The organism is Epibacterium sp. ABZ3_068 (genome assembly GCF_056159265.1).
Window position 1 is genome coordinate 94,283 of the sequence record NZ_JBSWUV010000002.1, and the last position, 13,110, is coordinate 107,392.

General features: G+C 58.8%; 10 protein-coding genes. 8 read left to right on the plus strand and 2 right to left on the minus strand.

From position 1 onward, the window contains the following. Positions 1-7 precede the first annotated feature (7 nt). The 8 genes from ACXAEW_RS20210 (at position 8) to ACXAEW_RS20245 (ending at position 10,210) form a co-directional block, all read left to right on the plus strand. A complete protein-coding gene (locus ACXAEW_RS20210) occupies positions 8-601 on the plus strand; it encodes a DUF6931 family protein (protein WP_474943152.1) in 594 nt (197 codons plus the stop codon). Positions 602-657: 56 nt separating this feature from the next. Continuing rightward, positions 658-957 (plus strand): PAAR domain-containing protein, encoded by a 300-nt coding sequence (locus tag ACXAEW_RS20215; RefSeq protein WP_474943153.1) that lies wholly within the window; start codon positions 658-660, stop codon positions 955-957. Between the two features lie 6 nt (positions 958-963). Continuing rightward, positions 964-2,409 (plus strand): type VI secretion system-associated FHA domain protein TagH, encoded by a 1,446-nt coding sequence (gene tagH, locus ACXAEW_RS20220; RefSeq protein ID WP_474943154.1) that lies wholly within the window; start codon positions 964-966, stop codon positions 2,407-2,409. Positions 2,410-2,476: 67 nt separating this feature from the next. Continuing rightward, positions 2,477-3,817, plus strand: a complete 1,341-nt coding sequence (gene tssK / locus ACXAEW_RS20225) for a type VI secretion system baseplate subunit TssK (RefSeq protein WP_474943155.1) — start codon at positions 2,477-2,479, stop codon at positions 3,815-3,817. Positions 3,818-3,829: 12 nt separating this feature from the next. Next, entirely contained in the window at positions 3,830-5,239 is a 1,410-nt protein-coding gene (gene icmH / locus ACXAEW_RS20230) for a type IVB secretion system protein IcmH/DotU (protein ID WP_474943156.1), read from the plus strand. Continuing rightward, the gene (gene tssM / locus ACXAEW_RS20235; protein WP_474943157.1) at positions 5,239-8,808 is read left to right on the plus strand and encodes a type VI secretion system membrane subunit TssM; all 3,570 of its coding nucleotides are present in this window, start codon (positions 5,239-5,241) and stop codon (positions 8,806-8,808) included. Before icmH ends, tssM begins: the two co-directional genes overlap by 1 nt. Continuing rightward, positions 8,808-9,491, plus strand: a complete 684-nt coding sequence (gene tagF, locus ACXAEW_RS20240) for a type VI secretion system-associated protein TagF (RefSeq protein ID WP_474943158.1) — start codon at positions 8,808-8,810, stop codon at positions 9,489-9,491. Before tssM ends, tagF begins: the two co-directional genes overlap by 1 nt. Beyond that, a complete protein-coding gene (locus ACXAEW_RS20245; protein WP_474943159.1) occupies positions 9,488-10,210 on the plus strand; it encodes a PP2C family protein-serine/threonine phosphatase in 723 nt (240 codons plus the stop codon). Before tagF ends, ACXAEW_RS20245 begins: the two co-directional genes overlap by 4 nt. 7 nt (positions 10,211-10,217) lie before the next feature. Here the strand turns inward: ACXAEW_RS20245 and ACXAEW_RS20250 are convergent, their stop codons facing one another. After that, positions 10,218-12,332: a serine/threonine protein kinase gene (locus tag ACXAEW_RS20250; RefSeq protein WP_474943160.1), complete on the minus strand. Its 2,115-nt coding sequence runs from the start codon at positions 12,330-12,332 to the stop codon at positions 10,218-10,220. Positions 12,333-12,374: 42 nt separating this feature from the next. Further along, positions 12,375-12,956 (minus strand): OmpA family protein, encoded by a 582-nt coding sequence (locus ACXAEW_RS20255; RefSeq protein WP_474943161.1) that lies wholly within the window; start codon positions 12,954-12,956, stop codon positions 12,375-12,377. Positions 12,957-13,110: the final 154 nt, after the last annotated feature.

Consider the following 13,110-nt stretch of genomic DNA (forward strand, 5'->3'; position numbering starts at 1 on the left):
GGTGGGAATGAGTGGTCGGTTTGATAATCTGGTTAAGGTTCCGCCAGATCCCGTGGCCAAAATGTTGTCACATGCAAATGTTCTGTTGAAGACGCGTTTGGACGCGCCGCCAACGGCAGATGCGGCAACTGTATTGGAAGAGTTGGAACGCAAGGGCGCGTTGGTGGATCTGCTGCGCGTACTGGCGGTTGTCTTGCCCGCGCGTGAGCGGGTCTGGTGGGCCTGTTTGGCCGCGCGTGATTATATCGGGCCGCGCGGTCCGGATGATCCGCCGTCCTTGTCCACGTCAGAGGCCTGGGTGCTGGACCCTTCCGAGGAAAACCGAGATGCTGCGCGTATCACGCTGGATCATGCCTATGTTGACGACGACACGGTAAATTGTGCGCTGGCGGTTCTGTACCATGACGGAACCCTTGGGCCGGGCGATTTGCGACAATATCCGGCACCGGCGGGGGCGGCAGAAACTGCGGCTTTTGCCATGAATATGGTAGCCTTGGGACAATTGTCTGATAAGTTTGAACAACACGGCCGCTTGCTGGTGGACCGCGCTTTGGATATTGCCAAGGGAGGCCGCGGTTCAGTTGCGGCAAATGGCGAGTGAATTTCGATTTGCTTGCCCAAAATAATTCGATTGTTGAAGAGTATGTGAGGTAACAAATGACTATGCCCCAGGCCCGAGTGGCGGATCTGCACGCATGTATGTTGCCCTCGACACCGCCGCCTCCGGTTTTGCCGGTTCCAACACCAATCTTGCCGCCCTGTGCGGTTCAGGTTCTGGTCGGTAAAATGCCCGCGGCGCGGATGACGGATATGTGCACCGCTGCGCCGCCTCACCCGATTATCAAAGGTTCGGCAACCGTGCTGATTCAGAACCTGCCGGCCGCCCGGATGATGGACCAGGCCGCATGTGGTGGGATGATTGTCAAAGGTGAGTTCACCGTTCTTGTTGGCGGGTGATTGACGATGGGTGTTCGGCTGAAATTTCAAAGCTCAGGCGCGGTGCCCGGTCGCGGTGCACCTGTGGTGATGAACGGTCCCAGCCTGACAGTCGGGCGGGGTGCCGGATGTGATCTGGTTTTGCCTGACCCGGATCAGCAATTGTCGCGCAGTCATTGCGTGATCGAAGATCACAACGGCAATGTGGTGGTCGTGGACCTGAGCGCCAATGGCACCTTCCTGAACTATTCCAAGATCCCGTTGGGTCGAAACCCGACGCCGTTGAACGATGGCGATGTTCTGTGTGTCGGCAACTATGAGCTGGTGGTGGAGATCGTGGACACCGCCGCGCCCGCAGATCCGCTGGATCTGGCGCCTGCCGTGTTGCCTGGGGCGTCGCATGGGGTCGCCGATAATGCACCGGACCCGTTGGCGCTTCTGGACGACGTCGGGCCGGGCGGAGATTTTCTGGATGATCTGCTGGGGGAAGGGCCTACCGGGCCGTCTCAGCTGAAACCGGCTGACCCGATTGATGATCTTCTGCCGCCGATGGGGGAAGACGAGGATCCGTTCTTTGCAAAAGCCTCGGACGGGCGTGAAGGGGAGGGGGCCAGTTTACCCCATCATGCACCTTCGGCATCGGATGGGTTTACCGCACCTGTTGCGCAGTCGTCTGTTATCCCGGATGACTGGGACGACGAGTTCCTTTCTGGCGTTGGTGAAGATCCAGCAGCCAAAGTCGCTGCTGCCCCTGTTGCAGCCCCTCAGATCAAAGATTCATCTGCATCTACCGTATCTGATACGATGCCCCCGTCACCTGCGTCCGAAGCGATGGATGACGTCACGGCGCCTGGGGAGAAAATCAAGTCGGCCGCCCCTCCCGCGGGCCATGCAGATGCAATGGAGGCATTTTTGCAGGGGCTGGGTGCGGAAGATCTGTCGATTGCACCGGAGGAACAGCATAATACGTTCCTGCGTATGGGGCGGGTGATGAAAACCCTGGTGACGGGGCTGCGGGAAATTCTGATGACCCGTACCACGATCAAATCGGAGTTCCGGATCGAACAGACGATGATCTCTGCCGGGGGGAACAATCCTCTGAAATTCTCGATCACACCCGAGCAGGCGGTCGAGGCAATGGTGCGCCCGACAACCAAAGGCTATCTGAGCCCCGAGAGCGCCGCGCATCAGGCGTTGGATGACATCAAGGCCCATGAGGTGGCAATGGTCACTGGTATGGAGGCCGCTCTGAAAGGGGTTCTGGCGCGGCTCGACCCCAAAGCGCTGGAAGGCCAGATCGAACAGAGCGGCGGGCTTGGCGGGCTCTTGCGGGGCAAGAAGGCGCAGTATTGGGACGTTTATGAAAAACTGTATGCCGAGATTTCGGATCAGGCGGAAAACGATTTTCATGAGCTGTTCAGCCGCGAATTTGCCAAGGCTTATCAAGCGCAGCTCGATAGGTTGAAGAATTAAGGCGCGGAGTGCGCCATCAGGAACATGGGGCGCGTTGTGATGTGGCTCGAATGAGAAGGAGAGGCATTTGTCCTGGGACAGTAAGGTGCTTTGGACCGAAGGGTTGTTTTTGCAGCCCCATCACCTGCAACAGCAGGATCGTTATTCCGAGGGGCTGATTTCAGGCCTCGCCCGGCGGATACGCCCCTATGCCTGGGGGGTGACCGCGCTTGAGATTGATCATGAAGCGCTGAAAATCGGCCAGTTCGCGGTTAAATCCTGTGAAGGGCTGACACAGGACGGCACTGTGTTTCGGGTGCCAATGGCCGATGCGCATCCGCCTGCGCTGGAGGTGCCGCAGACGGTCAAGGACTGCGTGATCTACCTGACGGTTCCGCAGCGCCGTCAGGGCGCTGTTGAGGTGGACCTGAGCGGGGCGGAGCGTTCCGCAAGCCGTCTGCGCCCGGCGACGCAGGAAGTCACCGATGTTACCTCAACCGAGATGAAACCGGTTGAAATCGACGTGGGCAAGCTACGCCTGCAATTCGCGCTGGAAGTGGATGATCTGGCGGATCTGCTGGCGATCCCGATTGCGCGGGTGATCGAGGTGCGCGCGGATCAGGAGATCATCCTGGATCAGGCCTTTATTCCGTCCTGTCTCGATATTCGGGCCGCGCCGGCCTTGTCTGGTTTCCTGCGGGAACTGGAAGGTCTTTTGGGGCACCGTATGGAAGCATTGGCTGGTCGTCTGGCCGAGGCCGGCGGCGCGCGTGGTGTGGCGGATATCTCTGATTTCATGCTGCTGACAGTGGTGAACCGCATGTTGCCGCTGGTGCGCCATATGGCGCAGGTTGAAAATCTCCATCCGGAAGATTTCTATGCGGCCTGCGGTATGCTGGCCGGAGAGCTGGCGACCTTTATGGCGGCTGACAAACAAGCTCCGGTCATGCCGGCCTATACGCATGCGGATTTGACCAGTTGTTTTGCCCCGGTGGTTCGAACTCTGCGCCAATACCTGAGCGCGGTTCTGGAACAGACGGCAATTTCGATCAAGCTGGAGCCGCGTAAATACGGCATCTCGGTTGGTGTGATTGCGGATCGTAAGCTGATCGGCAATGCGGGTTTTGTGTTGTCGGTCAGTGCCGAGATCCCGGCCGAAGATGTGCGCCGTCATTTTGCGGGCCAAACCAAAATCGGGCCGGTGGAAGAAATTCGTCAGCTGGTGAACTCGGCCTTGCCGGGCATCACGCTGCGACCTTTGCCGGTGGCTCCACGCCAGATCCCGTATCACGCGGGTGTGGTCTATTTTGAATTGGACGCGGACAGCCCCTATTGGGGCAAGATGACAACCTCGGGCGGGGTGGCCGTCCATGTATCGGGGCAATATCCGGGGCTCAAAATGGAGCTTTGGGCAATCCGGAACGGGTAAGCGGGAAGCAATATGGCTGATTTTGACGATCCCTTTGCAGAGCCGGGAGATACCGACAAGACGGTGATTAGGCCCAATCCGGGCGGGCGACGTCCGATGGCAACGCCAACGCCCGCACCGTCGGCGGCAACTCCCGATCCCTCGCCCGCAGTGCCGGAGGTGGATTCTTTTGGCGTGCCGCAGCCCGCGGCCGCTGCGCCAAAAGCTGCAACGCCCAAGGCAGCTCAGGTTGCGCTGACAGGGATGAACCAGCTGACTGCCTGCGCGACGTCTTTGTTTGCGCTGATCAGCCGGATCCGCAATCGCGCCCAGCATATGGATCCCGACAAGCTGCGCCAAAGTGTTGTTGCCGAGGTGCGTGCCTTTGAAAACCGGGCGCTGAAGGCCGGGATTGCGGCGCAAACCGTGAAAGTCGCGCGCTATGCTCTGTGTGCGACATTGGATGATGTGGTGCTGAACACGCCCTGGGGCGGACAATCCTCATGGGGTTTACAGTCCATGGTCGGCACGTTCCACCGGGAAACCGTGGGCGGCGATCGGTTCTATGATCTGTTGGCCCGTCTGGAGAAGGAACCGGGCGCCAATATCGATATGCTCGAATTCCTGTATATGTGCATGTCCCTTGGTTTTGAGGGGCGCCTGCGTGTCGAACAGGGGGGCAGCGAGAAACATCTGCAGATCCGTGCGGCCCTTGCCCGGATTATCCGTGGCCAGCGTGGCAATGTCGAACGGGATCTGTCGCCGCGCTGGAAGGGGTTGGAAAAACCGTTCAAGGCGTTGTCGGCTTGGCGTGTTGTCTGGCTGACGCTCGCGGTGTTGGGCACCATTCTTGCACTGCAGTTTGCGGGCCTCAGCTGGGCGTTATCGCGCGATACGGAAAATGTGGTTGGCCAGTTGTCGGTGGTCGAAAGCGGTCCCGTTGCGGTGCTGGAACGCCGCGCGCCACCGCCCCCTCCGCCGCCGCCCACACCCACGATCGAGGAACAGGTGGCCAAGGTCTCGGGCTTCCTTGAGGCTGAGATTAACGATGGCGTTGTGGAGGTCTTCCAGAAAGGCAACACGCTGATCATCCGTCTGGTGGGGTCCGGGATGTTTGGCTCCGGCTCCGATCAATTGCAGACCGGATTTGTGGATCCGGTGAACCGGGTTGCCCGGTCGCTGAACGATGAAAAGGGGCGCCTGATTGTTGTGGGACATTCCGACAATATTCCCATCCGATCTTCCCGCTTCCCTTCCAATATGGCGTTGTCACTGGCGCGGGCGAAATCGGTGATGGCGGGCATGGCAAAGGTGATTGACGACCCAGGCCGCCTGTCCGCCGAAGGGCGCGCCGAAAAAGAACCGATTGCAGATAATACCACCAAGGCCGGGCGTGCGCGTAACCGGCGGATCGAAGTTCTATTGATCCAGGAGAGCGAGTGATGCTGAGGCGTTTTATTATCCCCTTCTTCAGCTCGATCTACACGGTGATGATCCTGCTGGCGGTGGTTCTGTCTGCCTGCGTCTGGTTCTTTGCGCCCTTTATCGGCAGCGATGAATGGCGCCCGTTTGACGGGACAACGGCTCGTATCGTAGCGATTTGTGTCATTTGGTTCCTGATCCTTGGGATCCTGCTGACTGTGTTTTTGCTGCGTCGCAAGCGTGACAAGGCCATGACCGAGGAAATCGTCGAAGCCGTTGATACGCAAAGCGACGATGATGAATGGGCCGAAGAAATCGTCGAGCTGCGCGGTAAGTTCAAAACCGCAATGACGGAGCTGCGCAAATCCAAAAACGGACGCCGCCATCTGAAAGAGCTGCCGTGGTATGTCATCATTGGTCCTCCGGGAGCGGGCAAAACCACTGCGATTGTAAATTCCGGCCTGCAGTTCCCGCTGGCGGACAAGATGGGCAAGGCCGCGATTGGCGGTGTTGGCGGTACGCGAAATTGCGACTGGTGGTTCACCAATAATGCGGTTCTGATCGACACAGCCGGACGCTATACGACACAGGACAGCGATGCGACAGGGGATAACGCGGCCTGGGTCGGGTTCCTGAGCCTGTTGAAGAAATACCGAAAACGCCAGCCAATCAATGGCGCGATGATTGCGATTTCCCTGTCGGATTTGTCCCTGCAGGATGAAATCACCCAGAAAGCCCATGCGCAGGCCATTCGTCGTCGCCTGTCCGAGCTGCGCGAACAATTGGGCGTGCATTTCCCGGTCTATGTGCTGTTCACCAAGGCGGATCTGATTGCCGGTTTCCAGGAGTATTTTGATACACTTGGAAAGGAGGAGCGCGAACAGGTCTGGGGCTTTACGCTGGATCTGCCCAAGGGCAAATCAGACGCACCCATCGCGCGTTTTGACGAGGAATTCGCAAGCCTTCTGGGGCAGCTGAACGCGCAGCTGCTGGAGAAAATGCAGGTTGAAACGGACCCGCAGCGTCGTGCTTTGGTGGCGGGGTTTCCGTCCCAAGTTGCCTCGATGCGCGGGGTGGCGCGTGATTTCCTGAACGAGGTGTTTCAGGACAATAAATTCGAACGCCGCCAGATGTTGCGCGGGATTTATTTCACGTCGGGAACCCAGGAAGGCACGCCAATTGACCGGCTGATGCTGGGTATGGCGCAGACCTTTGGCATTGGCCGTCAGGCCATTGGCACCGGCTCGGGTTCGGGGCGGTCTTACTTTTTGACGCGGCTGTTTGAAGGGGTGATGTTCCCGGAAGCGGGGCTGGTGTCTGCGGACGACCGGGTGGAGCGTCGCTATCGCTGGACTCGTCGTGCGGCAATTACTGCGACGGTTGTTGTCTCGCTTTTGACAGGTGGTTTGTGGGTCAATTCCTATCTGGAGAACATTAAGTTCACCGAAAATGTGCACAATCAGGTCGAAGCATTTCAGGCCGCAGCGGCGGCTTTGCCGCCAAGCCCGGTTGGGGACACGGATCTGGTTCCGGTGGTTGAGGCGCTCAATATTCTGCGGGACATGCCCGGAAATCCGGTTGTCAGCACGCCCAGACCAGACCGCTCTATGACCTATGGTCTTTACCAGGGGGACGTGATTGGAACCCAAGCGGCTCAGACCTATCGGGCGGCATTGAACCAACGTCTGTTGCCCCGGCTTCTGGTGCGCCTGGAAGAGCAGATCTCGGCCAATGTGAACAACCCGGATGTCCTTTATGAAGCGCTCAAAATCTATCTGATGTTGGGACTTCAGGGGCCGATCAACCCGGATCTGATCAAGGAATGGATGCGGATTGACTGGGAATTGGTGCAATATCCGGGTGCCGCGCGGATTACCCTGCGGGATGATCTGATGGCGCATCTGGAGGCGCTTCTGGACCAGCCGATGCAGGAAGTTGCGTTAAATGGGCCGTTGATCCAGCAAGCGCAGGATATCCTGTCGGAAATGCCGCTGGCACAGCGCGTGTACACGGGCATCATCAACTCCAACAAGGCGACCAGCCTGCCCAAATGGCGCTTGACGGATGTGGGTGGACCTTCGGTCAAACGCGCTTTGGTCCGCAGCTCCGGCAAAGCCTTGAACGACGGGATCGAAGGCATCTTTACCTATGACGGGTTCAACACTGTGTTCCTGCCTGAAGCGGTCAGCGTTGCCAAACGTGTTCAGCGGGAAAGCTGGGTTTTGGGGCAGGCGGCGGAGGAAGCCCAGAGCCAATCCGTGCTTGTCGCGCTCAGCCGTGATGTGCTGGACCTGTACTACAACGATTATATCACGCGCTATGATCAGATTCTGGGCGACATCGACATTATCCCGCTGGAATCTCTGAGCCACGCTGTGGAGGTGACAAATATCCTGTCGGGGCCGACCTCTCCGATCAAAAATATCCTCATGGCAGTGTCCCAAGAGACCCGTTTGACCGAGGATCGGTCTTTGCTGGATTCCGGGGCGATCAACGCAGGTGTGTCCAACGTTGCCGCAATCGAGGCGCGGTCCGTTCTGAGCGTCGAGGCACAGATCCTGTTGGAGGCACTGGTGGATTCGGCGCAGAACGCGCCGGGAGAACCGCCACGCACGCCGGGTCTATATGTCGAAGACCGGTTCCAATGGCTGCATGATCTTGTGGTCCGGCCCGAGGATCAGCCCTCACAGCTGGATGATCTGATGAACGCGCTGCAGCTTGTTTACCAAGAGCTGAACAAAATGTCGTTCAGCGGCATCACTTCGGGTGAGGGAGGGCAGGCGTTGCTGCAATTCCAGCAGGCCGCGTCGCGGGTGGATGGACCGATCCAACGCTGGGCCCAACAGATCACCGTGGGCTCATCCGGTATTACCTCCGAGGGCACACGGGCGTCGATCAATGCAAGCTGGCAGGCCAATGTCTTGCCCTTCTGTGAAAAAGCACTGGACAACCGTTACCCGTTCAACCGCCGCGCGCGGGCGGATGTGGCGATGGCGGACTTTTCCAAACTCTTCGCTCCGGGTGGGCTGATTGATGCGTTTGTGGATGATCACCTGCTGAAACATATCGACACACGCAGTCGTCCGTGGACGTGGAAACGTGTCAATGGTGTGGATCTGGGGATCAGCCCCGCGGTCTTGCAGCAGATGCAATATGCGGCCGAAATTCGCGATGCCTTCTTTGCGGGCGCTGCTGCGCCCAAGGTGCAGTTCCAGATCACGCCCAAGGCGCTGGACCCCAAAGCCAAGGAGGTTGTGTTAGAGATTGACGGGGCCAAGGTTGGCTATGCGCATAAGGACGGGCAGCCTACGCCGGTTGCGGTGACCTGGCCCGGTGCCGTGGGACTGGCGCGCATTACTCTGCTGCCGGATAAGCGCGATACTGAAAACTCTTTGTCCAAAGACGGGCCCTGGGCGTGGTTCCGTCTGTTGGATGCGGCCGAGGTGCGACGCACAAATGTGTCTGACCGGCGTCGGGTGAACTTCCGCGTGGGGGGCCGTCTGGCCCTGTTTGAATTGCAGTCGGGGTCGGTGGTAAATCCATTTGCCCTGCCTGCCATGGCCAAATTCAGCTGTCCCAAGTCGATGTAATGACGCTGGAGTTCGGGGCATACGGCAAGATACCGACAGTTGGGGATTTCTTCCGCCTGTCGCCACCCTCCGGGTTTGTACGGGTTTGGGATGCATGGCTGCAAGAGATCCTGTCCGAGGGGCGCGCCGCATATGGCGATGGATTTGATGCGCATTATATGTCAGCCCCAATCTGGCGGTTTACGCTGCCGCGCGGGGTGGTTGGACCGAATAAGGCGATGGGCGTTTTGATGCCGTCGGTGGATCGTGTCGGACGTCGATTTCCGCTGACGCTGATGCGGACTGTGTCGACTCCCGGCCCGGCGCCGCGCGATCATCTGGAAGCAGCGGCTGAATTTGAACGGTTGGAAGATCTCGCGCTCCTGGCGCTGGAAGATTCAACCACGCTAGAGAGTCTGAGAGAGGGGCTGGCCAATTTGCCCCAAAGCGCAACGCCGGATACGCCCCCGTTTCGCGGGCCAGTAGGGCCGGTGGTTGTGACAGGTGTGGCTGACGGCGGCGGTCTGGCGCGGATCCTGGAAGGGCATGTGATGGCCGGGACCACGCCCGAGGCCGCGGTATGGAGTGCGGTGCTGGATGGGGGTCCGCGCATTCTTGCCTGTCCGGGGCTGCCACGTGGTTCGGCGGCAATGGCGTTGTTTGACATGCGGGCTCCCATCTGGAGGGAGGCGGCACCATTATGAGTAGCCCAGGGGATTTTCGATATACAGTTCAGACACATACGGGTCTGGTGCGGAAGGTGAACGAAGATGCGGTTCTGGCGCTTCCGGATCATGATATATGGCTGGTTTCCGATGGAATGGGCGGGCATGATGCAGGGGATTTTGCCAGCCGATTGATCGCTGACAGTGTTGCAATGATCCCCGCAGGTCTGGATCCGGCGGCGCGCATGCACGCCTTGCGCGATGCGATCCAATCCGCCCATCGTGCGATCGTGGTCGAGGCGGAACGTCGCGGTAGGGGGACAATTGGCGCAACGGTAGCCGCACTTTTGATGGCGCCGGGTCATTTTGTGGCGCTGTGGGCTGGTGACAGTCGGATCTACCGGATCCGGGACGGGCGGCTTGAGATGCTGACCACCGATCACTCTGCTGTTGCGGCATATGTGCTGGCGGGGCAGATGACCTGGGACGAGGCCGACCAACATCCTCAGTCCAACGCGATTACCCGCGCGGTTGGAGTGGGCGATGAGATTGAGATCGACAAGATCCGGGGGGAAACACGATCCGGAGATCGTTTCCTGATCTGTTCGGATGGGCTGACCAAATACACAACCGAAGCGATGCTGACCCAGGTTCTGAGCGGGACAGCCTTGGAGACTGCGGGGGATGAGCTGTTGCAGATCGCCCTTGCCGGCGGTGGGGCCGACAATATCTCGATAATTGTGGTCGACGTGGTTTAAGCCCGCCTTAAGGCTGAGCGGTGATCAACATTCGGGTGTCGAGCGAGGTAATCCGCCCCGCATCCGCATCGGCGCTTTCTTTCAGAGCTTCTGCAAAGCCGGTAGCGCTTTCGGTCGTCGGGCGTAACCCTTCAAACAGCGGCGCGTTTGAGTGCAGGACAAGGATCTTGCTCTTACCAAGCGAGCTGTCATCAACTTTGAATGCGATGCCACCGTTTTCTGCGGCTTCCGCCAGATCAAAGGCAACGCGCACCGGAACGGGACCGGTTTCTCCGCCGCGCAGATCTGAAACTGCGTTGTCAGGCCGGCCGATATTGGGCAACAGGTGGAAGACATTGCCGGAGACGTCCAAGATAGAGACGGTCAGGAAACCGTCGGTCATCTCTGCCGGGATCACCACGTCGATTACCGGGTTTTCGCCAACGTAGAACCGCCCGGACGGGTTTGGAGTACCTTCGCCACCGACGGAATAGGCAACCTCAACCGCGCCGGTTGGGGCTTTGGGGATATGTTGTTCCACCACGCAAAGAGAGGCGTTCAGGACGTCGACATCCAGAACAACACGGCGCTCCCCGGCCTGGGCGCGCAAAGCGTCAAACAGGGTGACACGGGTTGCGGTTTCGGCGACGGGTCCCTGGATTTGCAGCGGTTCTGATGGGGCATAGCCGGTCGGAGACTGTGGTGCATTGACGGAAAGCGGACCGCAATCAGCGATTTCTTGCAGGATGTCGGTGACAATCTGTTCTTGCAGAATGGGCAGTTCAAACGCCACCTCAATGGGGCCTTCCAACGCACCGGGCAGAGCCCCCCCGAACGCCTGTTCCAACATTGCGGCCTGCGCTGCGTCGGTTGTGGATGCGGTCAGAGTGCCTGAATTCCCGGAAAGGCTCAGCTTCCATTCGGGCAGGGGGGCCACAACGGCCAGAACCGTTTCGATGTCTACGGTCCAGCTGTCCGCGATGTCACCGCGTGCGATGGTTAAATCCGCCGTATTGGTCTGTGCGTTCAGCACCTCCAGACCGTGTTCGTTGGGCACAAACCCGTTGGCCGAAATCGTGCCGTCGGCTTTTTCAATAACCAGAGAAAACGGCGCGGCTACGGGCAGTTTGGCTCCGGTGACGCCGTCCAAAGCGCCGGAAAAATAGGCCGCGGCCCCACCGCCGAACACAAGGGCCGCCGCAGCTGCCACCAACGGCAGCCGGGATCGTTGTTGCGGCTCAGGCTCCGGTTTTGGCGGTTCTGATGCTTTGGGAATGATGATTGTTGCTTCTTCGACAAGCCCGGGCGTCGGGGCGGTCTGCGGGTCGTTGATGAACGTCACGACCTCGGTTGCGGATTGGAAGCGATCATCCGGATTGGGCGCACACATCCGTTCGATCAGGGTTTTCAAGGGCTCGGGAACGCCGTCTGTATCGAGTGGCTTTTGCTTGTTCTCGACCACTTCCATCGGGTTGTTGCCCAGTTTTGGAGAGGCACCGCGGAAGTTGGCAAGGATCAGGGCACCAAGGGAATATATGTCTGACCGCGCATCGGTTTGCCCGCTCAGCTGTTCCGGAGCGGCATAGGAGTATTTTCCCGCAAATTCATTTCCAACAATGGTTTGCGCCCCCGGATTGGTATCCTTGGCGATGCCAAAGTCGATAATCACCGCCTCGGCCGGGTTGCCGTCACGCAGGATGATGTTGTCGGGGCTCAGATCCCTATGGACGATATTGCGAGCGTGAGCGGCTTCCAGCCCTTGGGCAACACGGCGGCAGATTGTCAGCAGATCCTGCATCTCCATCGGGCCCTGCCTCAGCTTTTTGTCGAGCGCGGGTCCGTCGACAAAATCCATCAGCAGGTAAATATGCCCATCCGGGGTGCGGTGGTTTTCAGAATAGCGTACCACCGCAGCATGGCGGATTTCCCGGATGTTTTCTTCACGCGCCAAAAGGACATGGAAATCCTCATTTGCGGCGTGTTCGCGTTTTAAAACCTTTAGCGCGACGAGGTTGCCGGAAATCTCGGAGCGGGCTTTGTAGACGTCGGATGTACCGCCGCGCCCCAACAGACCTTCGATCCGATAGGTATTGTTCAGCAGGTCACCCGGTTGAAACAGGTCTCCGGGCAGGGATTCCAGCATTATGGCCTCGTCGCTTGTGCAGATGGAAGGGTGCGGCCGTGCTTAGCCGAGCGCCTGGAATTCAACGCGGCGGTTTTCATCCGCGCGCGGGTTTGCGCTGTTGAAAGGCGCGGTTTCACCCAATCCAATAGCCTTGAGCATGTCTTCGGCGACGCCACAGGAGCTGATCAGATGGCGCCGGACTTCCTGAGCACGCAAAAGCGACAGACGTTCGTTATACGCAGCAGAGCCAGAACTGTCGGTGTGGCCGATGATCTGGAAGACGGTGCCATCCATCAGTTTCATAGAAGTGCACATATTCGCCAGCTTTGGTTCCTGATCGGGACGCAGTGCCGCGCTGTCGAAATCAAACGAAATCTGGACATTGATCTGCGTCTCGCGCTCGACGGGAGTATATTCCTCCGTTGCGGCGGCCACTGTGGTGCCTTGCGCGTCTTCTGATGCAGCACCGCTCACGTTGGTATTGGGCACGATGACCAACCCACGAGTCTTTTGTTTCCGGAAGGCTTCGGTGATTGCCTCGACACTCAATTCTTCGTTTGCCGTCTGCTGGGCATGGCCAGGCACAACGCCCAAACACAGAAGAAAAACAGAGGCTTTTGAAATTTGGCTGAGACGGAGCACGCGCCGACCCTCCCTCGTTAAGTACACAGATGATGCAAGTGTATACCACGCCCAAGGGCCTGCCAATGGGGGGAAAAGGGAATGAATTTCACATTTTCATATCCCTCTTTACCTTCCGGTCTGACTTCGCGCAAACTGTACCCATTACGAGTAG

Coding starts and splice junctions, on each gene's coding strand:
- tagH (WP_474943154.1), top strand. CDS start 964: ATGGGTGTTCGGCTGAAATTTCAAAGCTCAGGCGCGGTGCCCGGTCGC.
- ACXAEW_RS20250 (WP_474943160.1), bottom strand. CDS start 12,332: ATGCTGGAATCCCTGCCCGGAGACCTGTTTCAACCGGGTGACCTGCTG.
- icmH (WP_474943156.1), top strand. CDS start 3,830: ATGGCTGATTTTGACGATCCCTTTGCAGAGCCGGGAGATACCGACAAG.
- ACXAEW_RS20210 (WP_474943152.1), top strand. CDS start 8: ATGAGTGGTCGGTTTGATAATCTGGTTAAGGTTCCGCCAGATCCCGTG.
- ACXAEW_RS20215 (WP_474943153.1), top strand. CDS start 658: ATGACTATGCCCCAGGCCCGAGTGGCGGATCTGCACGCATGTATGTTG.
- ACXAEW_RS20245 (WP_474943159.1), top strand. CDS start 9,488: ATGAGTAGCCCAGGGGATTTTCGATATACAGTTCAGACACATACGGGT.
- tssM (WP_474943157.1), top strand. CDS start 5,239: ATGCTGAGGCGTTTTATTATCCCCTTCTTCAGCTCGATCTACACGGTG.
- tagF (WP_474943158.1), top strand. CDS start 8,808: ATGACGCTGGAGTTCGGGGCATACGGCAAGATACCGACAGTTGGGGAT.